This window comes from Papillibacter cinnamivorans DSM 12816 (genome assembly GCF_900176335.1).
In the GTDB taxonomy this organism is placed as follows: domain Bacteria; phylum Bacillota; class Clostridia; order Oscillospirales; family Oscillospiraceae; genus Papillibacter; species Papillibacter cinnamivorans.
The window spans coordinates 1-25253 of the sequence record NZ_FWXW01000015.1; the positions used below are offsets into that span (position 1 = coordinate 1).

The 25253-nt window shown below is 58.0% G+C and carries 18 protein-coding genes; 11 read left to right on the forward strand and 7 right to left on the reverse strand.

Annotated elements, in window-relative coordinates:
* Window positions 1-315 (forward strand): IS30 family transposase (locus B9A13_RS13550; protein ID WP_143807040.1); only part of this gene is annotated, 315 nt, incomplete at its 5' end.
* Between the two features lie 566 nt (window positions 316-881).
* Here the strand turns inward: B9A13_RS13550 and B9A13_RS13555 are convergent.
* A complete protein-coding gene (locus B9A13_RS13555) occupies window positions 882-2540 on the reverse strand; it encodes a ribonuclease J (RefSeq protein WP_084235691.1) in 1659 nt (552 codons plus the stop codon).
* 455 nt (window positions 2541-2995) lie between these two features.
* A complete protein-coding gene (locus B9A13_RS13560; protein ID WP_084235692.1) occupies window positions 2996-5335 on the reverse strand; it encodes a sugar phosphate nucleotidyltransferase in 2340 nt (779 codons plus the stop codon).
* Window positions 5336-5742: 407 nt separating this feature from the next.
* Here B9A13_RS13560 and B9A13_RS13565 point away from each other — a divergent pair, with 407 nt between their 5' ends.
* The 6 genes from B9A13_RS13565 to ftsH all read left to right on the forward strand — a co-directional run bounded on the left by B9A13_RS13565 (window position 5743) and on the right by ftsH (window position 13846).
* Window positions 5743-7734, forward strand: a complete 1992-nt coding sequence (locus tag B9A13_RS13565; protein ID WP_242942873.1) for a DHH family phosphoesterase — start codon at window positions 5743-5745, stop codon at window positions 7732-7734.
* Window positions 7735-7822: 88 nt separating this feature from the next.
* Window positions 7823-8272 carry a 50S ribosomal protein L9 gene (rplI, locus tag B9A13_RS13570; RefSeq protein ID WP_084235694.1) on the forward strand — a complete coding sequence of 150 codons (450 nt, stop codon included), beginning with the start codon at window positions 7823-7825 and terminating at the stop codon, window positions 8270-8272.
* A 60-nt stretch (window positions 8273-8332) separates the two neighbouring features.
* Window positions 8333-9679, forward strand: a complete 1347-nt coding sequence (gene dnaB, locus B9A13_RS13575) for a replicative DNA helicase (protein WP_084235695.1) — start codon at window positions 8333-8335, stop codon at window positions 9677-9679.
* A 115-nt stretch (window positions 9680-9794) separates the two neighbouring features.
* The gene (tilS, locus tag B9A13_RS13580) at window positions 9795-11183 is read left to right on the forward strand and encodes a tRNA lysidine(34) synthetase TilS (RefSeq protein ID WP_159448156.1); all 1389 of its coding nucleotides are present in this window, start codon (window positions 9795-9797) and stop codon (window positions 11181-11183) included.
* Entirely contained in the window at window positions 11176-11727 is a 552-nt protein-coding gene (gene hpt, locus B9A13_RS13585) for a hypoxanthine phosphoribosyltransferase (RefSeq protein ID WP_084235697.1), read from the forward strand. The genes tilS and hpt overlap by 8 nt, the downstream gene beginning before the upstream one ends.
* Before the next feature lie 142 nt (window positions 11728-11869).
* On the forward strand, window positions 11870-13846 hold the full coding sequence (ftsH, locus tag B9A13_RS13590; protein WP_200809733.1) for an ATP-dependent zinc metalloprotease FtsH: 1977 nt from the start codon (window positions 11870-11872) through the stop codon (window positions 13844-13846).
* Between the two features lie 238 nt (window positions 13847-14084).
* Here the strand turns inward: ftsH and B9A13_RS13595 are convergent, their stop codons facing one another.
* A complete protein-coding gene (locus B9A13_RS13595) occupies window positions 14085-15065 on the reverse strand; it encodes a mechanosensitive ion channel family protein (protein WP_084235698.1) in 981 nt (326 codons plus the stop codon).
* A gap of 123 nt (window positions 15066-15188) precedes the next feature.
* On the opposite strand from B9A13_RS13595, the gene B9A13_RS13600 reads away from it, so the two are divergent.
* The 3 genes from B9A13_RS13600 to gltA all read left to right on the forward strand — a co-directional run bounded on the left by B9A13_RS13600 (window position 15189) and on the right by gltA (window position 18850).
* The gene (locus tag B9A13_RS13600; RefSeq protein WP_084235699.1) at window positions 15189-16436 is read left to right on the forward strand and encodes a metallophosphoesterase; all 1248 of its coding nucleotides are present in this window, start codon (window positions 15189-15191) and stop codon (window positions 16434-16436) included.
* 172 nt (window positions 16437-16608) lie between these two features.
* Complete coding sequence (locus B9A13_RS13605) at window positions 16609-17451, forward strand: sulfide/dihydroorotate dehydrogenase-like FAD/NAD-binding protein (protein WP_084235700.1); 843 nt, start codon at window positions 16609-16611, stop codon at window positions 17449-17451.
* Between the two features lie 16 nt (window positions 17452-17467).
* The gene (gene gltA, locus B9A13_RS13610; protein ID WP_242942874.1) at window positions 17468-18850 is read left to right on the forward strand and encodes an NADPH-dependent glutamate synthase; all 1383 of its coding nucleotides are present in this window, start codon (window positions 17468-17470) and stop codon (window positions 18848-18850) included.
* Between the two features lie 704 nt (window positions 18851-19554).
* Here gltA and gap read toward each other — a convergent pair.
* Entirely contained in the window at window positions 19555-20565 is a 1011-nt protein-coding gene (gene gap, locus B9A13_RS13615) for a type I glyceraldehyde-3-phosphate dehydrogenase (protein ID WP_084235702.1), read from the reverse strand.
* A 234-nt stretch (window positions 20566-20799) separates the two neighbouring features.
* Between gap and B9A13_RS13620 the strand changes: the two genes are divergently transcribed.
* Entirely contained in the window at window positions 20800-21924 is a 1125-nt protein-coding gene (locus tag B9A13_RS13620) for a sensor histidine kinase (protein ID WP_084235703.1), read from the forward strand.
* Window positions 21925-21969: 45 nt separating this feature from the next.
* Here the strand turns inward: B9A13_RS13620 and B9A13_RS13625 are convergent, their stop codons facing one another.
* The 3 genes from B9A13_RS13625 to metG all read right to left on the reverse strand — a co-directional run.
* A complete protein-coding gene (locus B9A13_RS13625; protein WP_084235704.1) occupies window positions 21970-22572 on the reverse strand; it encodes a TatD family nuclease-associated radical SAM protein in 603 nt (200 codons plus the stop codon).
* A gap of 44 nt (window positions 22573-22616) precedes the next feature.
* The gene (locus tag B9A13_RS13630) at window positions 22617-23378 is read right to left on the reverse strand and encodes a TatD family hydrolase (protein ID WP_084235705.1); all 762 of its coding nucleotides are present in this window, start codon (window positions 23376-23378) and stop codon (window positions 22617-22619) included.
* Window position 23379: 1 nt separating this feature from the next.
* On the reverse strand, window positions 23380-25253 hold a 1874-nt coding region (metG, locus tag B9A13_RS13635), incomplete at its 5' end, for a methionine--tRNA ligase (RefSeq protein WP_084235707.1).

The window sequence follows — 25253 nt, forward strand, 5'->3', positions numbered from 1 at the left end:
GTATTGGCCAGCGTAATTGAATCTTTCCCCTGCCGGTCCTTTACCCCCGACCAGGGCGGAGAATTCCATTGTTATCCCAGAGTGGAGAAAGAACTGGGTCTGCCCATGTACTTCTGCAATCCCTCCAGCCCATGGCAGAAAGGAAGCGTGGAGAACTTAAACGGCCTGGTCCGTGAATTTTTCCCGAAAGGAACCAATTTTACAGACGTCTCCCCCCAGCAGGTTGCCCAGGCGATGTCTTTGCTCAACAATCGTCCCCGAAAAAGCCTCCATTGGCTTACTCCCGCCGAATCCTTCACCCCCCCTTCCCTTTGACACTGTTGCACTTCTATTGACAATCCGCCGGCGCGTAATACCCGGTTTCTTTAAAAGTCTTCTTTAAAATGTAATATGAGAGGTTTGGACGGGAGCAGCGAACTCCCGTCCAAACCCTTACCAAGCGATTCCAAAAACCAAAGAGTCCGAATCAGCCATACCTTCCGTATGTCCGATTCGGGCCCCTTAAAACAATTTTTCCGCAATACCGCTGTCCATTCAGCGATACTGCGGGTTCTTTTGTTCAGAGCGGAAACACTCCGATAATATAAAAAACCACGCTCAGCGTGGATTTTCTTTGCAACGGAGTGTTTACCGTTCGCTCTGTTCCTGCTTCTTTCCGCCGAATATCATATCGTCGACGTCAAGGGCAGCATGGATGATTCGATTCATCATCATAAAATCCCTCCTTTATTCTTTTTTCACGATATTAGTATATCTCTTTCTGTGTCAAAAAACCAGATGTATATTGTATAAATTACATAAATTATTTGATTCATTTTTGTATAATCCGCGTAAAAATCCCCTGTCCTCGGCATGTCTGTGCCGGGACAGGGGCAAAAAATCTAGATCGACATGATCACCGGCAGGATCATGGGATTGCGCTTGGTGGTTTTATAAAGATAGGAGGACAGCTCGTTTTTGACGTTTCCCTTGATGGTCGCCCAATCGCTGACGCCGCTGTCGCGGCATCCGTTCAGAACGGACAGGACGACGCCCCGCAGTTCCTCCATGAGCTTTTCCGATTCCTTCACGTAGATGAAGCCCCGGGTGATGATATCCGGGCCGGAAATCAAAGACCCGTCCTCGCTGCTGAGATTGATGACCACCACGATCATGCCGTCCTGGGCCAGGTGCTTCCTGTCCCGCAGCACCACGCTCCCCACGTCCCCCACGCCGTAGCCGTCCACCAGGACGTTCCCGCAGGGCACGGTTCCATTGATCTTGGCGCTCTTGGCGGAAAGCTCCACCACCTGCCCCACGTCGGCTATCACAATATTCTCCCGGGGCATCCCCATCTGCTGAGCCAGCGCGGCGTGAATCTTCAGGTGCCTCTGCTCCCCGTGGACGGGCATAAAGTATTTGGGCTTTGTCAGCGCATGGATGATCTTCAGCTCTTCCTTGCAGGCGTGCCCCGAAACGTGCAGATCGGAGAGCCGGTCGTAGATGACCTCCGCGCCCTTGCGGAACAGCTCGTCGATCACCCGGCTGACGGTCTTTTCGTTTCCGGGTATGGCCGAGGCTGAGATGATCACCCTGTCCCCGGCGCCGATCTCCACCTGCTTGTGCCCGGAGAAAGCCATCCGGTAGAGGGCCGACATGGTCTCTCCCTGGCTTCCCGTGGTGATGATCACCACCTTATCCTTGGGCATTCCCTTCAGGCGGGACATCTCCATGAGGGTGTTGGGAGGAATGACCATGTATCCCAGCTCGGTGGCCACCTTCATGACGTTTTCCATGCTCCGGCCCGTGATGCCCACCTTGCGCCCATACCGGGCCGCGGTGTTGATCACCTGCTGGATCCGGTGCACGTTGGAGGCGAAAGTGGTCACGATGATGCGCTGGTCGCAGCCCCTGAACAGGTTGTCGAAGCTCTCCCCCACCTTGCTCTCCGAAGTGGTGTATCCGGGCTTTTCCACATTGGTGGAATCGCACAGAAGGGCGAGAACCCCCTCCTTGCCCAGGTTCCCGAAGCGCGCCAGATCCGTGATCTCGCCGCTGATGGGCGTGGGATCGATTTTAAAGTCCCCGGTATGCACCACGGTGCCGATAGGCGTGTGGATGGCCAGGGCCACCGCGTCGGCGATGCTGTGATTGACGTGGATGAACTCCACCATGAACCGCCCTGCGCGAAAGGTCTCTCCGGCCTCCATGGTGATGATCTTGGTTTTATCCGTAAGGGAGTGCTCATCCAGCTTGATTTTTACCAGCCCCGCGGTGAGCCGCGTGGCATAGATGGGAGCGTTGATTTCTTTGAGAACGTAAGGCAGGGCCCCGATATGGTCCTCGTGCCCGTGGGTCAGGGCGATGGCCCGGATCCGGCTCCGGTTCTTCACCAGGTAGCTCACGTCGGGTATGACCACGTCGATGCCGTACATATCGTCATCCGGGAAACCCATGCCGCAGTCCACGATCAGGATGTCCCCGCCGAACTCGTAAACCGTCAGGTTTTTGCCGATCTCATTTAATCCCCCCAGCGAAATGATTTTCAGTTTTTCCGCCATGCAATTGTTCAACTCCTTAAAAATGCTCTATGTAACGGAAGAAGAACAACAAGTCCCGGCGGGTCCGCCTGGCTCCTCGCTCCCTGTCCTGGGACGCAGAGGATCCGCGTCGGCCCGCTGAAAACACAAAAATAACGTAAGGCAGCGCATATGCCCTCCGCCGGCCCCGTCACGCCGCTTTCAGGCAACTGTCTGTCTGCTTTCTGTATGGACTTGTTTTATCTTCTGTACTTCCGTACATAAATGACAAATGTAATATATTATGCAATCTATGCCGGTACCCGTTCCGGGCTCCGGATAAGCGCAGCGGCTTAAAAACCCCCGTGCCGATAACCGATTTTGTATTATTATAGCACCGAAAGCCTGGATTGTATACATAAATTTTCTGATCGGTCCCTCTGCGCCCGGTTTTGGCGGCGGGAAACCCCTCTCCGTGCAGAAATCGGCGCATTCCGTCAGTCCTTCCGGAGAGAAACACCGTCGATTTTTTTGATTCTTCTTTCGAAATCCGCGCACAGCTCCTCCGCGATTTCCTCCTCTGCGCTCTCCCCCACGATGCGCAGTCCCCTGCGTCCGTACAGGGGCGTAACCCGGACCCAGCCGCTGTGCGTGTGCACCCTCAGCCCGTCGAATAGCTCCTTTTCTTCTGAAACGAAGCTCTCCGCCAGCTCCTGCATCACGCTTCCCGGGTTCTTTGCCAGCGCAACCTCCTTTGCTCTGGTGTGGAATTTCGGAATCTGTCTGGAAAGAGAGGACAGAGGCTCCCCCGCCCTGGCTAGGTGCACCGCCAGGCGTGCGATGCCGAACACGCCGTCCCGCAGGTACTTTTGCTTTTTCATCAGCTCATCCGCTTTTTTCCCGTCTCTGCCCTGCCGGTACACAACGACCCCCATGGTCCTGCCGATGCTCTCCAGCACTGCCGGAGCATCCGGCGCAACGGCGATCTCCCTGTCGCCGGACTGCATCTCCAGAAGGCATAAAAGCGCCAGCAGCTTCCGCTCGTCCAGCTCCCGGCCCTCCTCGTCCTTTGCCCTGGGATGAAACCCGTCGGCTCCGGCCGAAAACTCCGGCACCCCTTTTCGAGGTTCCGTCACAAAGCAGCCCAGATTTCGCAGGGCGGCCTCCAGCGCCCGATCGCTTCCCCCTTTTCCGGGAACCGAAACGGTGAGCCCCTCCGCTCTGCCGGAGCCCCACTGGGCGTGACCGGCCGCGGCGGAGGCATATAACCCCTCCGTCCTGATAACCTGCCGTTTTTTTCCGATATGTCCGGCGTCGGCCCGGGTCACCTCTCCCCTGGAGACGACGCTTTCGATCTTCCTCTGCTCCTCCCTGTCCAGGGGAAACCCGTCCGTGTTGAAAAATTTGAACTCCACCGTGTTTCCTGCTCCCCGGACAAAGACGGAAAGCGGCGTATCGTGAGTCTCTCCGATATAAGCTCCCGCCGCCTCAAAGACCGCGTCGGATACAAGCGCTTCGCTCCCGGCGCTGCAGATCCCGGCCGTCAGCGTCTCCGCCGCCAGGCGCGCTCCCTCTCCTCCGCTCCACGCCACCGCCGTTCTCCCCCGCATGCCTGCGGCGGTTCCCAGCAGCACGCAGATCTCCGGGGTAAGATCCACGTTGATCTCTCCCCGGATGGCGGCCTCCTCTCCGAACAAAACGGCATGCTTCAGCGAACCCGTCACCAGGTTGGATGTGGCCCGCATCCCGTCACCCAGCTCCTTGTTCGGCCAGATCCGCACCCGTTCGGAGACCACCGCATCCGTTCCGATCCGGCTATCCTCCCCGATAACGGCCCCTTCGTTCAAAACGGCGCCTCTTCCGATCACGGCGCCCCGGCATACCACGGCGCCGTAGAGCGTGGCCCGGTCAAGAACTCTTCCGCCGTCCAGCACGGTCCGCTGAACCAGGGCGCTTTCTCCCACGCAGGACCCCTCTCCTATAATGGTATAGGGCCCGATGAGGCTCCCCGGTCCCACCGCCGCGTTTTTTCCGATGTAGCAGGGGGGCAGAAGGGTGACTCCCTCCGGAAGGCCGGATTCGGACCATATGCCTGTCCCCGTCTTTTCTCCCTCCGGCTCCCATCTCATCTTGCCGGCCAGAAGGTCGGCGGCGCAGCCCAGGTAGGCCTCGCAGTCCCCGATATCGCACCAGTACCCCTCTGCCAAAGCTCCGAACAGCCGGCGTTTCCGGGCCAGCAGCGACGGAAAAAGATCCCTGGCGAAATCGTAGCGGACCCCTTCCGGGATTTCCTTTAAAACGGAGGGGCTGAGGATGTAGATGCCCGTATTGATCATGTTGGTAAACACTTGCCCCCAGGAGGGCTTTTCAATAAAGCGCTGAATCCGGCCGTCCCGGCCCGTCATCACCAGGCCGTATTCCAGGGGCTTTTCGTGCCGGTACAGGACCACGGTGGCCTCAGCCCCGGCGGATTTATGAAACGCCGCGCAGCCCTTCAGGTCGAAGTCGCACACCCCGTCGCCGCTGATCACAAGGAAATCGGAGCCGCCGAGAAAGGCGGAGCAGTTTTTTACGCTGCCCGCGGTGCCCAGCGGTTCCCTCTCCACAAAATATGTCATTTTCACCCCGAACCGCTCCCCGTCGCCGAAATAGTCCTGGATCATTCGGGGCATGTACTGCAGCGTTGCGCAGATTTCGGTGATTCCGTTGCGCCTGAGCAGAGCGATCAGATGCTCCATCACCGGCCTGTCGAAGAGGCGTACCATGGGTTTGGGGCGGTTGCTGCTCACGGGCCGGAGCCTGGAGCCTTCTCCTCCCGCCAGGATCACTGCTTTCATGAACGGATCCTTTCCTTCTTCGTATGATTCCTGGATACGGATATGGGATGGAATCGATGAAAATAAAAATCGAGGATGTATTTCGCCCCGCAAGGCAGATGGTGCCGGCAGGCGCTATGCCCGCCAAGGAGGAGAACGACGCGCGGCGGAAAACCTGCCAATTTTTATCATTGGGTTCATCGCATATCAGTATGATTCCCGTCTAGTATTTGCAGAAATCCGGAAAAATACACTGCCCGGTACGGGCCCGTCTCCGTCATTCTATTGTGTACGCCGGTTTTTTTTGTTATAATACTGTTTACTGAGCAAATGCGGTTTGTTGTTTCGTGCCTGCCCGGGTTCCCGACGCAGGCCCGCGGCGGATTTTAAGCCGTTTCTGTAAAACCATGGAAAAGGAGGGATACCGCTTGAATAAAAAGATCGCCCGCCTGCTGGAACCCAGCCTGCGCCTGTATTTTGCGGTGTTCGTCTGCCTCGCGGTGGTATCCGCCTTTTTTAATATCTATCTGGCCGCCGTGGAGGCCGTCCTTCTTGTGGTGCTGTACCTCTACTTCCGCAGCACGAATATCCGCCGGCGGAAGGAAATTCTCAAATATATCGAGAGCGTCACCTACGACGTGGATTCCGCCACCAAGGACACCATGCTCAATTCTCCCATTCCCATGGTGATTTTCAAGCCGGAGAGCGACGAGATCATCTGGAGCAATGACTGGTTTCTCCAGATCACCGGGGAACGGGAGCATCTGTTTGAAACCAAAATCACCGACGCCGTGCCCAGCTTCTCCTCCCGTTGGCTCATGGAGGGCAAGAGCGAAAGCCCCGCCGAGGTGGAACTGCGGGGGAAAAAATACCGGGTTTACGGCTATCTCGCCCATACAGAGCCCAGCGGCAGCGCCCGGGGCCTGGTGGCCACCACCTACTGGATAGACATCACCGATCTCTCCTCCGTCCGTTCGGAATATGTTCTCTCCCGCCCCGTCGCTGCCATCATTCTTCTGGACAACTATGAAGATCTGATGAAAAACATTTCCGACAACTCCCGCTCGTCCATTCTTGCCCGGATCGACGACAAGCTCAACACATGGGCGGCTCCGGCCCACGGGCTTCTCTGCCGGTACGACCGGGACCGTTATATCTTCGTCTTTGAGGAAAGGCATCTGTCCTCTCTGATTTCGGGGAAAATATCCTTGCTGGACTCGGTGCGGGAGGTGGTCAGCTCCGACGGCGTCCCCGCCACCATTTCCATCGGAGCCGGTAAGGACGCCGGCAGTTTCGACGAACTGTTCCGGTACGCGGCCCTGAGTATAGAAATGGCTCTTTCCCGGGGCGGCGACCAGGCGGTGGTCAAAAACCGGTTCCATTTCGAGTTTTACGGGGGCCGTTCCAAAGAGCTGGAAAAACGGACCAAGGTCAAGTCCAGGGTCATGGCCAACGTCCTGGGCGAGCTGGTGTCCGATTCCTCCCAGGTCTTCGTGATGGGACATAAATTTGCCGACCTCGACAGCGTGGGGGCCGCGGCGGGCATCTGCTGCATCGCGAGGAAAAAGAAAATTCCCGTGCACATCGTGACGGCGCCGGAGGAAACCCTGGCCGACGCGGTGATTCAGCGCCTGGTCAAGCAGCCGGAATACGCCGGGGTCTTTGTCACCGCGCAGGACGCCATACTCTCGGCGGACAGCAGCTCCCTTCTCGTGGTGGTGGACACAAACCGTCCCGAGCAGGTGCAGTCGGAGGACCTTCTTCTCTCCTGCAACCGGGTCGCGGTCATCGACCATCACCGCCGGGCCGCCACCTATATCGGCGAGGCCTCGCTGAATTTTCACGAACCCTACGCTTCTTCCGCCTGCGAGCTGGTCACGGAGCTGCTGCAGTATCTGGTGGAACCTACGGATATACTGCGGGTGGAGGCGGAAGCGCTCCTGGCAGGGATCGTGCTGGACACCAAGAATTTTACCACCCGCACGGGCGGCCGCACCTTTGACGCCGCGGCCTTCCTGCGGCGCTCGGGAGCGGACACCGCGGAGGTGAAAAAGCTCTTCCAGAGCGATCTGGCCAGCATGGTGGCCCGGTATGACATCATCCGGGCGGCGAAGATGTACCGTTCCAATATCGCCATTGCCGCGCTGGGGAGTACGGTGGGGCGGATCGCGGCTGCCCAGGCGGCTGACGAGCTGCTCACCATAGCGGGGACCCAGGCCTCCTTCGTGCTCTTCCCTGTCGGGGATTCGGTGATCATTTCCGCCCGCTCCATGGGCGATATCAACGTTCAGGTGATCCTGGAGGATTTGGGCGGGGGCGGCAACGCGGCCACGGCCGGCGCCCAGATCCCGGACAAAACGGTGGAGCAGGTTCTTCCGGAGCTCCATGCGGCCATCGACCGCTATTTTGAGGACGCGTAGATATGACCGGGTGCAAAAAACAGATTTGAACGCATCTCTCCCAACCGGCGAAGTTCCGCCGGGTTTCGGGATATAGGAGGAAAACCGTATGAAAGTGATACTGCAGCAGGATGTGAAAGGCCAGGGCAAGAAGGGCCAGATGGTGGACGTCTCCGATGGGTACGCCCGCAACTATCTCCTTCCCCGGAAACTGGCGGTGCCCGCCACCGCGGACAATCTCAATGCCATGAAGCTCCAGGAAAAAGTGCGCCAGCAGCAGCTGGAGCGGGAACGTCAGCAGGCACATGAGACCGCCGAACGTCTCAAGGGCTGCGTCGTCAAGATCCCCGCCAAGGCCGGAACCGGAGGCCGCCTCTTCGGCGCCGTGACCACCAAGGAGATCTCCGAGGCCCTTGCCGCCCAGTGCGGCATCGACGTGGCCAAGCAGAAGATCCTCCAGGACGATCCCATCAAGCAGTGCGGCACCTACGAACTCAAATGCCGGCTGGGATTTGAGGTTACCGGCACGGTTTACGTGGTGGTTTCCGAGGAAAAATAAAAATCCCAATCTCTATAATAAGATTTGGGATGAACTCGCCGCTTCGCGGGAGGGATCCGGATGGATGAATTATTGCTGAGGCAAATGCCCCATAATACGGAGGCGGAACAGGCGGCTCTGGGCTCCATGCTCATCGATTCCCGCTGCATTCCCGACGTCATCGAGCTTTTAAAGCCCGATGACTTTTACCTGCCCCAAAACAGGGATATTTTCGAGACCATCTATTCCATGTTCAGCTACTCTCAGGTGATCGACCCCGTCACCGTCCTGGAGCAGATGCGCCTCAAGGGGCTCTACGACGAGAACACCACCCGGGACTATATCCTGCAGCTCATGGATATAACGCCCACCTCGGCAAACGTCCGGGAATACGTCAACATCGTTTTGGACAAGGCCCTGCTGCGCCGCGTCGCGGAAGCGTCGGGAGAAATCTCCGCCCTGGTCCAGGAGGGGGAGGGCGACGCCCAGAGCATCCTGGAGGCCGCCGAGCGCAAGATTTACGCCATCCGCCAGGGGCGGGGCGTCCGGGGACTGGAACCCATCTCCTCGGTCCTCATCAGCGTGTACGCCCGCCTGAGCGAGCTTGCCAAAAGCGAAGACGCGATTCCCGGTCTTTCCACGGGGCTCGCCGATCTGGATGCCGGCATCACGGGGCTCAACAAATCCGACTTTATCCTCCTGGCCGCCCGCCCCGGCATGGGCAAAACCAGCATGGCCCTGAACATCGCCCTTCATGCGGGCAAGCACTCGGGCAAAACGGTGGCTTTCTTTTCCTTCGAAATGTCCCGGGAACAGCTGGCCATGCGCCTGATCTCCAACGAGTCCTTCGTCCCCAGCAAAAAGCTCCTTACGGGCAAGCTCTCCGACGAGGACTGGAAGAAGATCGCCGCGGCCTCGGCGGTTCTCAGCAAGACCGACATCCGTATCGACGACAATCCCACCCTCACCGTGGCCGACATGAATGCGAAATGCCGGCGGATCGAGGATCTCGGTCTGGTGGTCATCGACTATCTTCAGCTGATGCAGAGCGCCGGCACGGGAAAGGGATATTCCGGCGAAAACCGGCAGCAGGCGGTCAGCGACATTTCCCGTTCTTTGAAAATCATGGCCAAGGAATTGAACGTCCCGGTCCTCTGCCTGTCCCAGCTCTCCCGGGCCAACGAATCCCGGGCGGACAAGCGCCCCATGCTCTCCGATTTGAGGGAGTCCGGAGCGATCGAACAGGACGCGGACATCGTGCTCTTTCTCTATCGGGACGACTATTACAATGAAAATTCCGACAGGCACAACGTGGCCGAGTGCCGGATCGCCAAGAACAGGCACGGCGAAACCGGCACGGTGGAGCTGCAGTGGCTGCCCGAGTATACCACCTTTTCCGGCATGGACCGCAGGCACACGGAGTTCTGATACGCCAGCTCCCGTTTTCCCGCCGCATGCGCGGCAGCCGGAAGGATTGACAATGCTCCCCGCGGGGGAGCCGGTGTTGTTAGTATGGATGCGTATCGTCGCATGGAGGGGTATCATGGAAGATTTGCCCCGGCAGGTCCTGTCCTTTGCCCAAAAATACGGCATGCTGCCCGAAGGCGGCCTGATCCTGTGCGCCGTTTCCGGCGGGGCGGATTCCATGTGCCTGCTGAAAATTCTTATGGCGCTCGCCCCGGAGGGGAACTTCACTGTGGCGGCCGCCCATTACAACCACAAGCTTCGCGGCGCCGCCGCCGATTCAGACGAGGCCTTTGTCAGGGACTTCTGCGGGAAAAACGGGATCCCTTTCTGTGCCGAGAGCGGAGACGTGGCTGCGGAAAGCCGCCTGCGCAAAACGGGGATCGAGGAAACCGCAAGAGCCATGCGGTATGATTTTCTGGAGCGCGCCGCCGAAACGCTGGGCGCCGCGCGCATCGCCACGGCCCACAATTCCGAGGACAACGCCGAAACCGTTCTCATGAATCTGGTGCGGGGCTCCTCTCTTTCCGGCCTGTCCGGCATTCCCCCGGTTCGGGGAAGGATCGTCCGGCCCCTGCTCCGGACCGGCCGGGATCAGATCCTCCTCCATCTCGCCGGGCAAAACGTCCCCTATGTGGAGGACGCCTCCAACCGGGAAACCGAATATACCCGCAACAAGTGGCGGCATCTTCTTTTTCCCCTCCTGCGGGATCTCAATCCCCGGGCGGCGGAGGCCGTCGGCAGAGCCGCGTTTTTAGCGGGTGAGGATGACGCGTTTTTGTACTCTCTGGCTGGACGGGCCGTAAAAGGCGCAAGGCCGATCCCCGGCGGACTCGCCCTGAAAGCCTCCTCTTTGGAAACGCTTCCTTCTCCTGTCGCGTCCCGGGCGATCCTTCTGCTGGCGGAGCAGGTTTCGGACGGGCGGGGCTGCAGATCGGCCCTGCACGTGGAAAACGCCCTGGCGGTTTTGCGCGATACCGAGGCCGCTTCATCCTGCCAGCTTCCCGGCGGCGTGAGCTTTCGCAGGGAATACGGCCGCCTGTTTCTGCTGAACGGACAGGAGGGCCCCTCTTTTTCCCCCATATCCCTGTCTCAGGGGGAAAAAACGCTTCTGATGGACGGGCTTTGGGAAATCGGCTGCTTCGCCTCCCCGCCTCAGGATGAAAATATCTTGGCTTCCCCTTTTGTTTTTCGCATAAAACGTGATATGATTAACGAGTCGCTTCGTGCGCGCCCCCGCGGGCCCGGAGATCGGATCCGTCTTGCCGGAGGAAACGGCTCCCGCTCCCTCAAACGGCTGTTTATCGACGCCAAGGTGCCCCACACCCTTCGGGGGGCCGTCCCGGTCATCGTCTGCGGCGATCGGGTGGTTGCCGTGGCGGGATTCGGGGCGGATAGGGCTTTCGCCGCACTGCCGGGAGAGAGCGCGCTTGCAATCACAGTCAAAGGAGACATTCTGGATGGATAACATTGCAAAAGACATTGAACGGGTATTGCTCTCCGAAGAGGAAATCGCCGCGCGGGTTGCCGAAATTTCCGCCGATATCACTAGAGATTACGGCGGTAAAAATCCACTCCTCATCAGCGTCCTGCGCGGCTCCTTCATCTTTATGGCCGATCTGGTCCGCTCCCTCCCCATAGAATGCACTCTAGACTTTATGGCCGTTTCCTCCTACGGGAAAAAATCCGCCACCACCGGCGCGGTTAAGATTACCAAGGACCTGGATCTGGATATTGAGGGCAGGCATGTTATAATAGTGGAAGATATTTTGGACAGCGGCCTGACCCTGAGCTTTATGATGGAGCTCATGTCGGCCAAGCGCCCGGCTTCCATCCGACTGTGCACCCTTCTGGATAAGCCCGCGCGCCGTCAGAAACCCATTCAGGCCGATTACGTCGGATTTGAAGTTCCCGACGAGTTCGTCGTGGGATACGGCCTGGACTACGCCGACAAATACAGGAATCTCCCCTACATCGGCGTATTGAAGCCCTGTATTTACTGCAAAGAGTAACCTCTCCCGCTTGTCCAGGCAAGCGGAGGGGTACTGTGAAGTCTTGCCGTATTTGCGAGCGGTTTCCCGAAGCACGGGCTGAAATCAGCCTGTTAACTCGGCACGGGTCCGACTCCCGTCGCCTTAAGGAAGTGATTGCCACTTGAAGAAGTCCGGACTGCGCGACCTGGGTTTTTACATCCTCATTTTCTTTATTCTGATCTCCGTGGTCTTCATCCTGTTTTATTCCGATAAAACAGATAAGCTTCAATACTCTGAAGTCCGCCGTCTGTTCGAACAGGAAAAGGTGGAGTCCTTCAAGGTGGAGGGCAGCACCCTGACCCTGTCTTTGCGGGAGCCCCTCAACGGGAGCAGCACCGCCACCTATGAGCTGTACAGCTTTGACGTTTTCTACGACGATCTGCACGAGCTCATCGACCGGCAGGTCGAGGCCGGCATCATCGAGAATTATGATTACGACCAGGGTTTCCAGGCGCCCTGGTGGAGCATGTTCCTTCCGTATGTCTTCATCTTCATCGTTTTCGGGGTTCTGTGGTATTTCATGTTCAGCCGAAGCGGGGCGGCGGGAAGCGCGGATAAAACCTCCCGCTTCAGCAAAGCCCGCACCACCCACTTGAGCGGTGATTCCCACCGCGTCACCTTTGCGGACGTGGCCGGGGCGGACGAGGAAAAGGCGGAACTTCAGGAAATCGTGGAATTTCTGAAAAATCCCAAGCGGTTTATCGATATCGGCGCCAGGATCCCCAAGGGCGTTCTGCTGGTGGGCCCTCCCGGTACCGGAAAGACCCTCATTGCCAAAGCGGTGGCCGGCGAGGCGGGCGTCCAGTTCCTCTCCATATCCGGCTCCGACTTTGTGGAGCTGTATGTGGGCGTCGGCGCGTCCCGGGTCCGGGACCTCTTCGACCAGGCCAAAAAGGTGGCCCCCTCCATCGTGTTCATCGACGAGATTGACGCCGTGGGCCGTCAGCGCGGCACCGGCCTCGGCGGCGGGCACGACGAACGGGAGCAGACCCTGAATCAGCTTTTGGTGGAAATGGACGGCTTCGGCAGCAATGAGGGCGTGATCGTCCTGGCCGCCACCAACCGTCAGGACATTCTGGATCCCGCTCTGCTGCGCCCCGGCCGCTTTGACCGCCAGGTGTACGTCGGCCTTCCGGACATCAAGGGGCGCGAGGAGATCCTGAAGGTCCACGTCAGGGGAAAGCCTCTTGCCGAGGACGTGGATCTGTCGGTGGTTGCCAAAAGTACCGCCGGGTTTACCGGGGCGGATCTGGAAAACCTCGTGAACGAATCCGCCCTTCTGGCCGCGCGCCGCGGCAAGCGCTTCATCACCATGCCCGAGTTCCAGGAATCCATGATCAAGGTAATCGCGGGGCCCGAGAAGAAAAGCCGCGTCATCCCGCCCCAGGAGCGAAGGCTCTCGGCCTATCACGAGGCGGGCCACGCCCTGGTGATCCATTCCCTCCCCACCCACGACCCGGTGCATCAGATTTCCATCATCCCCCGGGGCCTCACCGGAGGCATGACCATCTCCCTTCCCCGGGAGGACCGGAGCTTTTTGTCCAAGAGCTTCATGATTGAGCAGATCGTCTCTCTCTTGGGCGGAAGGGTTGCGGAAAAGCTGGTGCTCGACGACATCTCCACCGGCGCCTCCAACGATATTCAGCGCGCCTCGGCCATTGCCAGGAAAATGGTGGCGGCCTACGGAATGAGCGACAAGCTGGGGACGGTTTCCTTTGAGTCCGGGCATGACGAGGTTTTCATCGGCCGCAGCATGGCCCAGACCCGCAGCTACTCCGAGGAAATCGCCGCCGAGATCGATAAGGAAGTCAAGGCGATTATCGACGAGGCCTACCGCCGCTGCGAGGAGATTCTGAGGGAGAATCTGGATAAGCTCCACCTGGTTGCGGAGTATCTTCTGGAATTCGAGACCATGGACAGCGAAACCTTCCAGCAGGTCTTCTCCGATTCGAAAGCAGTGGAGGCCATGATGGAACGGAAAAAGAAGGAAAAAGCCCAGACCACCGACGAATATATCATGTCCCCTCCCCCTCCCGGCATCGTCAATCCTCCCGCTCCGAAGCCGGATCGGGATCCGGAGCCGCCCGATCGGCCCTGACGGGGCTCCGCTGTATCTCTTATAAAAATAAGGCCGCGGGAAAACTTCTTCCCGCGGCCTTTTCTGTTTTCTGCTGCATCCGTTTTTCGGACTCCTATACGGATATGCGATGGAAACGATGAATACAAAAATCGAAGATGTTTTACGCCCCGCAGGGCAGACGACGCAGGCAAGCTCGATGCCCGCGAAGGAGGATAACGACGCGGGGTGTAAACCAGGCCGATTTTTATCGTTGGGTTCATCGCATATCCGTATTATGCTCCGTTTTAGCATCTCCCGCGCCGCCGTCCGGCTTGGCTTCCTTCCGCTCCAGGATAACGGTCCTGTGGGGATAAGGGATCTCGATCCCCTCCGCGTCGAACTCCCGCTTCACCGCCCGCAGCATGTCGCTTTTCATCCGAAAGGACTCCGAAGGATTTTCCGCCCAGGCAAAACCCCGCAGCTGAATGGAGGAGTCGGCAAAACTCGTGACTCGGACCAGGACCTCCGGCGCTCCCGCTTCAATCTCCCCGGGGGTGCGGTTGTCCAGGAATCCGGGATCGCTGCGAATGACCCGGGCCAGGACCGCCATGGCTTTTTCGATGTCGGAATCATAGCTGACCCCCACATCCAGAAAAATGCAGATTCTTTCGTCTCCGTAATCGGCGTTTTCCACCACCTGGCTGTTGATGGTTCCGTTGGGTACGATAAGCCGTTTGTTTTCAAAGGTCCGGATCACCGTGTGCCGCAGCGTGATTTCCTCCACCACGCCGCTGATATCCTTGTCCAGATACCGGATGATGTCCCCGATTTTAAACGGCTTGAAGATCAGAATCATGATGCCGCTCACCAGGTTCCCCGCCGCTTCCTGCCCCGCGATGCCGATGACCACCGCCAGGATGCCGGAACCGGCAAGCAGGCTCTTGGCCAGGGTACCCAGAGAGGTGAGGGCCGGAATCTGGTCGGCCACCGCGGTAATACAGAAGAAATACACAATCGCTAGGAGGGTATACCGGACGAAATTCAGCGAGCTCGAGTCGTGACCCCGCTGCTGCATCACCTGTTTCGCCCTTCGGAAAAGGCGGTTGATGATCGTACGGATAATGAACAGGAATACGATTACAAGGGCTATGCTCACAAGATAGTACAGCGCGTCCCCGGACTGCAGATGAAAATAGTTCAGTATGGCGCCGATGGCAAATCGCCTCCCTCCGAAACGAGTGTAGGGAAAGTATATCACAGGCCCGGCCGCTTTTCAACTGCCGGTGTTTTCAGGGAATCTTAAAGAAATTTTTGCACTTGCTTCCCCCGGCGGAATGCTATACTATAAAAAACACATCCTTGAAATCCGGAGGAGAACCTCATGCGCCGTATCATCGCTACATATTGGGATCTTTTCCGGGCCGTTTCCCGGAAGAGATCCTTCCGATATTTCCTTCTGCCGCCCGTGTATGCTCTTGCCGGCGTATACGCCGCGCTCCGCCTGTGGCGGGCCTTCGGAGCCTGGCTCCCCTTTGGGCCTTATGCGTTCGTATGCATTCTGCTGTTTTCCCTGGGGCCCGCCGCGCTCCTTTCCATGGCCCTCCCGGGATATTCTCCCCTGAAAAGGGGCATCGTCATGGCGGGCAGCCTCTGGACCGCCTCTTTGCTCTACGGTTTTGCCGCGGCGTGCCTTCTGGAGCTGGTCCGTCTTCTTGACAAAGCCCTGGGAAACCCCCTTTCCCTTCGCCTGGAAGCAATGACCGGCCTGTCGGCGGTGACCCTATCCGCCCTTCTGGTCTTTTCCTTTTTGCTTTTCTTTTTCGCAAAGGGGATTTACAATGCCTTCGTTCCCCGGATCCACCGGTACTCCGTTCAGGTGCCCAACCTTGCCCAAACGATGAAGCTGGTCCTGCTGTCCGACGCGCATCTTCTCAATCCGACCTCCCCCGTCCGCCTGGACAAACTCTGCAGCAGGGTCGGCGGGATCCGTCCCGACGCGGTGCTTTTGGCCGGAGACATCGTGGATAACCGGCCGGAGCTGGCAAAGCAGCAGAAGGTAGCCGAGAAGCTTTCCGCCATAGAGTCCCGTCACGGCATTTTTTACGCTCCCGGCAATCACGAGTATATTCACGCGGCAAAGGGCAGTCGGGAAAAAACCGGCTCCGTCTCCGCCCCTTCCTTCCAGGACCGCTTGGCTTCGCTGCTGACCTATTTTCAGGGTGCGGGCATCCATGTCCTCTCCGATGAAAAAACGACCCTGGGCGGACTTTGCACTTTGGTGGGGCGCCGGGATTCCGACGTGGAAAAGCACACCGGCATTCCCCGCAAGCCCCTGTCTTATGTTTTGGACGGAGCCGATCTTTCTCTTCCCGTGGTGGTGCTGGACCATCAGACGGAATACTTCCGGGAGGCCCGGGAGGCGGGGGTTGACCTTCTTTTGTCCGGCCATACCCATCAGGGTCAAGTCTTTCCCCTCACCGTCTTTTCCCGAAGGCGGTATGCCCATAATTACGGAGCGTACCGGGAGGACGCCTTTACCCATATCGTCTCCTCCGGCTGCGGCAGCTGGGGTCCGCCCGTCCGTTTCGGCAGCCGGGCGGAGATCGTGCTCATCTCTTTGTACAGCTGAGCCCCGGACCACCGGCCGATGCGGCCCTTTGCCCTGCCATTTTCGGCGAGAAAGCGCAAATCGGCCGTATATCAGACCCCCGCCGCGTTGAAACCTCGTTTCCTTCGTGCTATACTGTATTAAATATAGGTTTGCAGCCATATTGCAAAGCGCACAGAACGGAGTCGATACTATGTACCGGATTGTAAAAAAGAGAGTGCTCAACCCCTCCGTGGTGCTCATGGAGATCGAAGCGCCGATGGTGGCCCGGAAAGCCGAGCCCGGCCAGTTCATCATTCTCCGGATAGACGAGTTCGGGGAGCGGATCCCTCTCACCGTTGCCGATTTCGACAGGGAAAAAGGCACGGTGACCATTATATTCCAGCTGGTGGGAACTACGACAAAGCAGCTTTCCGCTCTGGAGGAGGGCGACGCGCTGGTTGATTTTGTGGGTCCCCTGGGTGTCGCCTCTCATCTGGAGGGGCTGAAAAAGGTCGCTGTGGTGGGCGGCGGCGTGGGCTGCGCCATTGCCTACCCCCAGGCGAAGAAGCTTCATGCTCTGGGCGCGCAGGTGGATGTGATTGCCGGCTTCCGGAATCGGGAGCTCATCATTCTGGAGGAGGAATTCGCCAAGGTCGCCACCCGCTTTTTCTGCACCACGGACGACGGATCCAACGGCAATAAGGGTTTTGTCACCGACGTGCTCAGAGGCCTGATAGAGGAGGGCGCCGCGTATGACGCCGTCATCGCCATCGGCCCTCTGGTCATGATGCGGGCGGTGAGCGAACTGACCCGTCCTTACGGGATTCGCACCGTCGTCAGCATGAATCCCATCATGATAGACGGCACCGGAATGTGTGGCGGCTGCCGGCTCACGGTGGGCGGAGAGACGAAATTTGCCTGCGTGGACGGGCCGGAGTTCGACGGGCATCAGGTGGATTTCGACGAGGCCATCCGCCGCGGCCGGGTGTTTGCGTCCCAGGAAAAAGAGAGCCTTCGGGAGCATGAGTGCCGGCTGATGAAAGGGGTGCAGTGAATCCATGGCTGCGGGAATGAAAAAAACGGAGATGCCGGAACAGGACGCGAAGAAAAGAAGCAAAAACTTTTCGGAAGTGGCCTCGGGGTATACTCCCGAGATGGCTGCGGAAGAGGCGGCCCGGTGCTTGAACTGTAAAACCAGACCCTGCGTCGCGGGCTGCCCCGTGAACGTGAACATACCGGATTTCATCCGCCAGATCAAGGCCGGCGACGTGGAGGAAGCCTACAGGATCATCCGGGGCACTAATTCCCTTCCCTCCGTTTGCGGAAGGGTCTGTCCCCAGGAAAGCCAGTGCGAATCCAAGTGCGTCCGGGGAGTCAAAGGAGAACCCGTGGGAATCGGGCGTCTGGAGCGCTTCGCCGCGGACTGGCACATGTCCCATTCCTCGGAAAGGGAGACTCCCGTCCCGTCAAACGGGCACAAGGTGGCCGTCGTGGGTTCCGGTCCTTCCGGCCTCACCTGCGCGGGCGATCTTGCCAAGCTGGGGTATCAGGTCACCGTGTTCGAAGCCCTCCACAAGCCCGGCGGAGTTCTTGTTTACGGCATCCCGGAATTTCGTCTTCCCAAGAACATCGTGTCCGAAGAGATCAAAAACCTCACCGACATGGGCGTAACCGTTTTGACCGACGTGGTAATCGGCAGGACCGTATCGGTGGACGAGCTGTTTGAGGATGGGTTTGAAGCGGTGTTCATCGGTTCGGGTGCGGGGCTTCCCACCTTCATGCACATCCCCGGGGAAAACCTCAACGGCGTTTTGTCCGCCAACGAGTTTCTCACTCGGGTCAATCTCATGAAATCCTATGATCCGAAATATAAAACCCCCGTCTTGGCGGGTAAAGGTATCGCGGTGGTGGGGGGCGGCAACGTCGCCATGGACGCGGCCAGAAGCGCCCTACGCCTGGGCTTTGAAACGGTGTATATCCTATACCGCCGCAGTATGGAGGAAATGCCCGCCCGGCACGAGGAAGTGGAGCACGCCCTGGCGGAAGGCGTCCAGTTCAGGCTGCTGGCTGAGCCGGTGCGGTTTATCGGAGATGAAAACGGCTGGCTGAAAGCCGCCGAGTGCATACAGATGGAGCTGGGTGAGCCGGATGCCTCCGGCCGCCGCCGTCCCGTCCCCAAGGAGGGCAGCGAATTTCTCCTGGACATCGACACGGCCGTGATCGCCGTGGGCACCTCTCCCAATCCCCTCATTCGGAACACCACAAAGGGCCTGGACACCAACCGGAAGGGCTGCATCGTGGTCTCGGACGAATCGGGCGCCACCAGCCGGGAGGGAGTCTTCGCCGGAGGCGACGCCGTCAGCGGTGCCGCCACGGTCATTCTGGCCATGGGCGCCGGCAAAAAGGCAGCCGAGGCCATTCACCAATACATACAATCCCGGGGGAAAAAATAAAATTCTTCTTTCTGAACGAATCTCGCAGAATGCAGAATGGATCAAGGGGGACCGTCTGAAGGCCTACGGACTTCAGACGGTCCTCTTTTGCGGATTACGAAAAGTCTGGACGGGTAGTACGCGCTCTCGTCCGACCTTTATGGAATCACATAAAACTGCATGCGAAAGCACTGAATTCATAAAACGCCTTATAAACCGGAAACTTGTAAGAAGACCCATCTTCTCAATCATCGCACAGGGTAGGTTTTCGCAGGCTCAATGAGCCCATCAGGCCGAAACCCGGAGAACTCCGATCGCGGGTTTAAAACAAACTTCTTGCCACAGAGCTGTCCGTGCGTTCTAAACTGCCGATAGTCAATCAGTCATTAAGAGCGCCAACAGGAGCACGTATCCCCGGAGATCCAAGAGGCCGAGGCCTCTTGGCATTCTTTTCGTATCTTTTCTCATGCGAGAAAAGATACTCACAGCGGAGCGCGCAGATCCCGTCCAACCTCTTTCGTAATCAATCTTTTTCATAAAATGTTTTAAAAGAACGAAAAAAGCTCGCCTCCGGTGGGTGCCCAGCACTTTGTATTTTAAAACCAACCTTTGGTATGGAGTTCTTACAAAAGGCTTGACGGGAACCCGGCTTTATAAAATTAAAAAGAACTGCCATAAAACACCGTCGGCATTTTATGGCAGTTCTTTTGACCTATTAAAAAAGATTATTTTGTATCCTCGGAGTACATATAGGAAACCAGATCCAGAACCCGTCCCGCATATCCCATCTCGTTGTCGTACCACGCCACCAGCTTTACAAAGGTGTCCGTCAGCGCGATGCCGGCCTTGGCGTCGAAAATGGAGCTCCGGGTGTCCCCGATAAAGTCGGAGGAGACCACGTCGTCCTCCGTATATCCCATGATGCCCTTCATATCCCCCTCGGAGGCCTCTTTGATGGCGGCGCAGATCTCGGCGTATGTAGTAGGCTTTTTCAGATTCACCGTAAGGTCCACCACGGATACATCCAGGGTGGGTACCCGGAAGGACATTCCCGTGAGCTTCCCGTTGAGCTCCGGAATCACTTTTCCCACGGCCTTGGCGGCTCCCGTGGAGGCGGGAATGATATTGCCGGAGGCCGCCCTGCCGCTTCTCTTGTCCTTTTTGGATGAGCCGTCCACCGTCTTCTGGGTGGCCGTGACGGCGTGGATGGTAGTCATCAGCCCGTCCGCGATCCCGAACTTATCGTGCACGATTTTAGCAAGAGGGGCAAGGCCGTTGGTGGTGCAGGAGGCATTGGAAACGATCGTCATGTCGCTGCGGTAGGTTTTTTCGTTGACTCCCATCACAAAAGTGGGCGCGTCGCTCACCGGCGCGGTGACGATCACCTTTTTTGCCCCTCCCTTGAAGTGGGCCGATGCCTTATCAAACGAGTTGAACGCTCCCGTGGATTCTATGACGTAATCCGCTCCCACCGAGGCCCAGGGAATATTGGAGGGATCGTTTTCCCCGAAACGGCGGATGGTTTTCCCGTTCATGGTGATCGTATCGTCCGTATAGGTGATTTCCTCCGGCCAGCGCCCGTGGACCGTGTCGTATTTCAGCATATAGGCCATATAAGCGGGGTCGGCGGTGCGGCTGTTGACGGCAACGATTTCAATGTCATCCCGTTTCACACCCAGGCGGATTGCCAGACGGCCGATTCTTCCGAATCCATTGATTCCGATTTTAACGCTCATTGTTCTTCTCCTTTTCTAGAAATGCTTTTTGCAGAGCCAGACCAGGATATTCATTTCGTCTTTATTATAGTCTTGTGTATCGCATTTTGAAAGAGGTTCCTGCAATTTTGCAGGAAATCTCCTATTGTTAAATTTCTTGATTCTATTGTGTATTGGAAAGAAGTCTGCTATGATAATGCTGCAAATTCAATGGATTGGTTCCATTTATTTTGGTAACGGAACTGGAGGACATGAATGCAGAAAAAATTGATTGAATCTCTGGCGTCACTTTTTAATATTTTTCCGGATCCTGTCCTGTTTGTCCGCGGCAATCGTCTGGAATATTATAATTCAGCCGCGCAGGAGCTGTTTTCTGAGACGGGATACGACCCGAAGCAATCCGGAAATATTAATCCTCTGCTGGAGTCCCTTTTCCCTCCCTCGTCCGACCCGGCAAGCCCTGCCGTCGCCTCCAGCTGCCTGATTAACGGACGGCATTATCACATTGCCGTGTCCGGTTTGCAGGACCTCAGAATCTATCTGTTCCGATCCTCGGCAGACCCCTCCCTTGCTTCAGGTTCCCCTCCGCATTCCGTGATCGCGGCCCGCCTGCGGGGACCGGTTTCCACGCTCATATCCGCATCCAATCTTCTCTCCCCGCTGGTGTCGGAATTGGAAAACCCGAAAGGGCTTCAGTATCTTTCCATCATGAACCAATGCTACTACCGGATTTTGCGGATGATCGGCAACATTACCGATCTGGATGGGATCGCAAACAACGGAAGCTTTTCTCTGTCTCTGGAAAACATCGACGTGGTGGAGTTTTGCAGGCAGCTTTCCTTTTCGGTGGCTCCCCTGGCCGAAGTCGCCGGGATCCAGTTCCGGTTCGAACCCCAGCTTCCCAGCGTGGTCATCTCCGTCGATTCTCAGAAGCTGGAACGGCTCCTCCTTAATTTGATATCCAACGCGTTAAAATACACCGCTTCGGGAGGAACCATCGTCCTCCGGCTGAGCGCTTCAAAGGCCAGCGTCTTCTTTTCCGTCAGCGACAACGGCTCCGGCATTTCCCCCGATCTTCTGCCCTCCGTTTTTACCCGGTTTATGCATCCGAATTATGCCGACGCCCTGTCAACCGGTCTCGGGCTGGGGCTTCCCCTGGTCCGGCAAATCGCGGAAAAACACGGCGGAAGTGTGGTTCTGGAAAGCCGAGAGGGGAAGGGCACCACCGTAACGGTTTCGCTGCCCAACCGCCGTTCCGACAGTACTGTGCTGCGCTCTTCCCTTTCCGTTTACGACTATACCGGCGGCTTTCCCCATGTGATGGTGGAGCTGTCCGACGCTCTCCCCTTCACCGCCTTTTCTCCTCTGGATCTGGAATAGAATATTTAAAGAGCCCCTCCGAGGAATCCTCGGAGGGACTCTTTTTCAGCTTTCGATAAACTCCCGTACCCGGAATTTTGCGCCCAGGCCTTCCGCGATCCGCCTGCAGGCCTCGATTTCGTCTTTCGGGATGTTGCTGATCACCGTCATCTGCACGAAGGGCACATATTTTACCGCCTCTTTCGTGAAGTCCAGCATAGCCTGATAGGCCGCCTCCCCCCCGGCGGGATGGCAGCGGCGCACATAGGCCTCCGGTGTTGCCGCGTTGAGGGACACGGAAAGCTTATCGATCCGCCCCTTCAGCAGTGGCGCGATGTTCTGTCCGTTAATCACGGAGCCGTGCCCGTTTGTGTCCATCCGGATGGGAATGGGATACTTTTCCTTTAGTCTGTCGCAGACCCACAGGATGTCGGGCAGGCGGTAGGTGGGCTCGCCGTATCCGCAGAACACCAGTTCCGGATACCGGGAGAGATCCCTCGCCTCGATATCCGCAAGGATTTCCTCCCGGCTGGGCTCCTGCTTCAGCCACAGGGAATCCGAATTTCCCACGGTGTCCCCGTAGGACCGCAGGCAGAACTCGCAGGCGCAGGTGCACCGGTTGGTGGTGTTCACGTACAGGTTGTCTCCGAATTCGTAGGTAATCGTCATGGGTTCTTCCGCTCCGTTATATTGAGTTGTTGCACAGGCTGATATCAGGATATTCCGAAAAATCGTTTCCCGTTCTCCAGGGTCATGGCCGCGATCTCTTCCGCGCAGACGCCCCGGAGAGAGGCCGCGGTCTCGGCTATCAGGTGGAGATATCCGGAGTCGTTCCGCTTCCCCCGGTGGGGGACGGGGGTCAGATACGGGCTGTCGGTTTCCAGCATCAGCCGGTCCCCCGGCATCCAGGAAATCACCTCGTGAGCCCGGCGTGCGTTCTTATAGGTGACGGCCCCCGTAAAGGATAAATACCAGCCCAGGCGCACCAGGACCTTGGCCTGCTCCAGGCTCCCGGAATAGCAGTGGTAGACGCCCCGGACGTTTTTGAATTCCCGGACGATGTTCAGGCAGTCCTCGTGAGCCTCCCGGTCGTGAATGATCACGGGAAGGTTCAGCTCCGCTGCCAGGGCCATCTGCTCCCGGAACCGCTCCTTCTGCACCTGCCGGGGCGACCGGTCGTAATAATAGTCCAGCCCGATCTCCCCGATGGCCACCACCCGTTCCTGTGAGGCAAGTTCCCGGAGCGTATCGAGGTCTCCCTCCTTCATGCCCTCGGCATCGTGGGGATGCACCCCCACCGCGGCATAGACAAAGGGATACCGCCGGGAGAGCTCCAGGGCGGTCCGGGAGGATGTCAAATTGCATCCGGGATTTACAATCAAAGAAATGCCCCTGTCCGGCATGGATGCGAGAGTTGCGTCTCTGTCGGCGTCGAAGGCCTCGTCGTCGTAGTGGGCGTGGGTGTCGAAATACATATTACCGCACCCTGGAGCCCGGTGCCACGTCTCCGTCCACGAACAAGACACGCACGTCGTTCTCTCCGTTGCTGGCCGCCAGCAGCATCCCTTGGCTGGCGACGCCGCAGAGGGTGGCCGGCTTCAAGTTGGAAACCAGGACGATCTGCCGTCCCGTCAGCTCCTCGGGCTGATACCAGGGGGCGATGCCGGATACGATCTGCCGCGGCTCGGCCTCCCCGGCGTCCACCATCAGTTTATACAGCTTCTTCGCTTTTTTTACCGGCTCGCAGGAGAGGATTTTCGCCACCTTGAAGGAAATCTTTGCAAAGTCCTCGATCCCCACGAGGGCGACCCCTTCCGGCGACTCGGTGCCGGCTTCCGCCGCTTTGGCCTTTTCTTCCGGCTTTTCTTCCGCTTTTTCCGGCGCGGTCTTATCGCTTACCGTCGTCATTCCGTTTGCCTCCAGTTCCATCAGTTCCTGCTTCATGTCGATCCGGGGAAACAGCGCCTCTCCCTTCTGTACGGAAGCGGCGGCGGGCAGCACGCCGAAGGCGCCGGCCGCAGCCCACGATGTCTCCTTCTCCCCCGCGCCGATCTGCTGCCGGATCTTTTCGCTGGTCTCGGGAATGAAGGGCGTGAGCAGGCAAGAACAGATGCGGATGGTCTCCAGCAGGTTGTAGAGCACCCTTGCAAGCCTCGGCCGGTCCTCTTCCCGCTTTGCCAGAGTCCAGGGCGCCGTTTCGTCGATATATTTGTTGGCCCGGGAGATGACCCGGAATATCTCCATCAGCGCGTTCTGGAACGCGAATTTCTCCATCTGGGCCTCGAAGGCATCCCTCAGGCCGGAGGCCATGGAGATGAGCTCCCCGTCGGCGTCCTCTCTTCTTTGCTCCGCGGGAAGCTTCCCGTCAAAGTACTTTAAGACCATGGCCGTTGTGCGGGAAACCAGGTTCCCCAGGTCGTTGGCCAGGTCCGAATTGATACGGGAGATCAGCAGCTCGTTGGAAAATACGCCGTCGGAGCCGAAGGGGAACTCCCGAAGCAGAAAATACCGCAGGGCGTCCACCCCGTACCGCTTGGAGAGCACCACCGGGTCCACCACGTTGCCCTTGGACTTGGACATCTTGCCCCCTTCCAGGAGAAGCCAGCCGTGGCCGAACACCTTCTTTGGCACGGGAAGGTCCAGCGCCATGAGAAGCGCCGGCCAGATGATGGAATGAAACCGCGTGATCTCCTTGCCCACGAAGTGTACGTCCGCCGGCCAGTACCGGTCGAAGTCGTGATAGGTGTCGTTGCCGTAACCCAGAGCGGTGATATAGTTGGACAGGGCGTCCACCCAGACGTAGACCACATGGCCGGGGTCAAAATCCACCGGGATGCCCCAGGTGAAGGAAGTGCGGGAAACCGCAAGGTCCTGCAGCCCCGGCTTTAAAAAGTTGTTGATCATCTCGTTCATGCGGGAGGCGGGCTCCAGAAAATCCGGCTGCTCCTGAAAAAGCTTCATGATCCGATCGGCATAGCTCGACAGGCGGAAGAAATAGGCCTCCTCCTCCGCGTCGATGACCTCCCTGCCGCAGTCGGGGCACTTCCCGTCCACCAGCTGGGTTTCCGTCCAGAAGGACTCGCAAGGCGTGCAGTATTTGCCCTTATATGTGGATTTGTAGATGTCTCCCTTTTCGTAAAGCTGGCGGAAGATCTTCTGGATGGACTGCACATGGTACGGGTCGGTGGTGCGGATGAAGCGGTCGTTGGAGATGTTCATCAGCTTCCAGAGGCTCTGGATGCCCGCCACGATCTGGTCCACGAATTCCTGGGGGGTCTGCCCCGCAGCCCGCGCTTTTTCCTCGATCTTCTGCCCGTGCTCGTCCGTCCCGGTGAGGAACATGACATCAT

Excerpts from the sequence above, each read along its gene's own strand:
- B9A13_RS13555 (WP_084235691.1), bottom strand. The coding sequence starts at position 2,540 with ATGGCGGAAAAACTGAAAATCATTTCGCTGGGGGGATTAAATGAGATC.
- B9A13_RS13560 (WP_084235692.1), bottom strand. The coding sequence starts at position 5,335 with ATGAAAGCAGTGATCCTGGCGGGAGGAGAAGGCTCCAGGCTCCGGCCC.
- rplI (WP_084235694.1), top strand. The coding sequence starts at position 7,823 with ATGAAAGTGATACTGCAGCAGGATGTGAAAGGCCAGGGCAAGAAGGGC.
- dnaB (WP_084235695.1), top strand. The coding sequence starts at position 8,333 with ATGGATGAATTATTGCTGAGGCAAATGCCCCATAATACGGAGGCGGAA.
- tilS (WP_159448156.1), top strand. The coding sequence starts at position 9,795 with ATGGAAGATTTGCCCCGGCAGGTCCTGTCCTTTGCCCAAAAATACGGC.
- hpt (WP_084235697.1), top strand. The coding sequence starts at position 11,176 with ATGGATAACATTGCAAAAGACATTGAACGGGTATTGCTCTCCGAAGAG.
- B9A13_RS13600 (WP_084235699.1), top strand. The coding sequence starts at position 15,189 with ATGCGCCGTATCATCGCTACATATTGGGATCTTTTCCGGGCCGTTTCC.
- B9A13_RS13605 (WP_084235700.1), top strand. The coding sequence starts at position 16,609 with ATGTACCGGATTGTAAAAAAGAGAGTGCTCAACCCCTCCGTGGTGCTC.
- gltA (WP_242942874.1), top strand. The coding sequence starts at position 17,468 with ATGAAAAAAACGGAGATGCCGGAACAGGACGCGAAGAAAAGAAGCAAA.
- gap (WP_084235702.1), bottom strand. The coding sequence starts at position 20,565 with ATGAGCGTTAAAATCGGAATCAATGGATTCGGAAGAATCGGCCGTCTG.
- B9A13_RS13620 (WP_084235703.1), top strand. The coding sequence starts at position 20,800 with ATGCAGAAAAAATTGATTGAATCTCTGGCGTCACTTTTTAATATTTTT.
- B9A13_RS13625 (WP_084235704.1), bottom strand. The coding sequence starts at position 22,572 with ATGACGATTACCTACGAATTCGGAGACAACCTGTACGTGAACACCACC.
- B9A13_RS13630 (WP_084235705.1), bottom strand. The coding sequence starts at position 23,378 with ATGTATTTCGACACCCACGCCCACTACGACGACGAGGCCTTCGACGCC.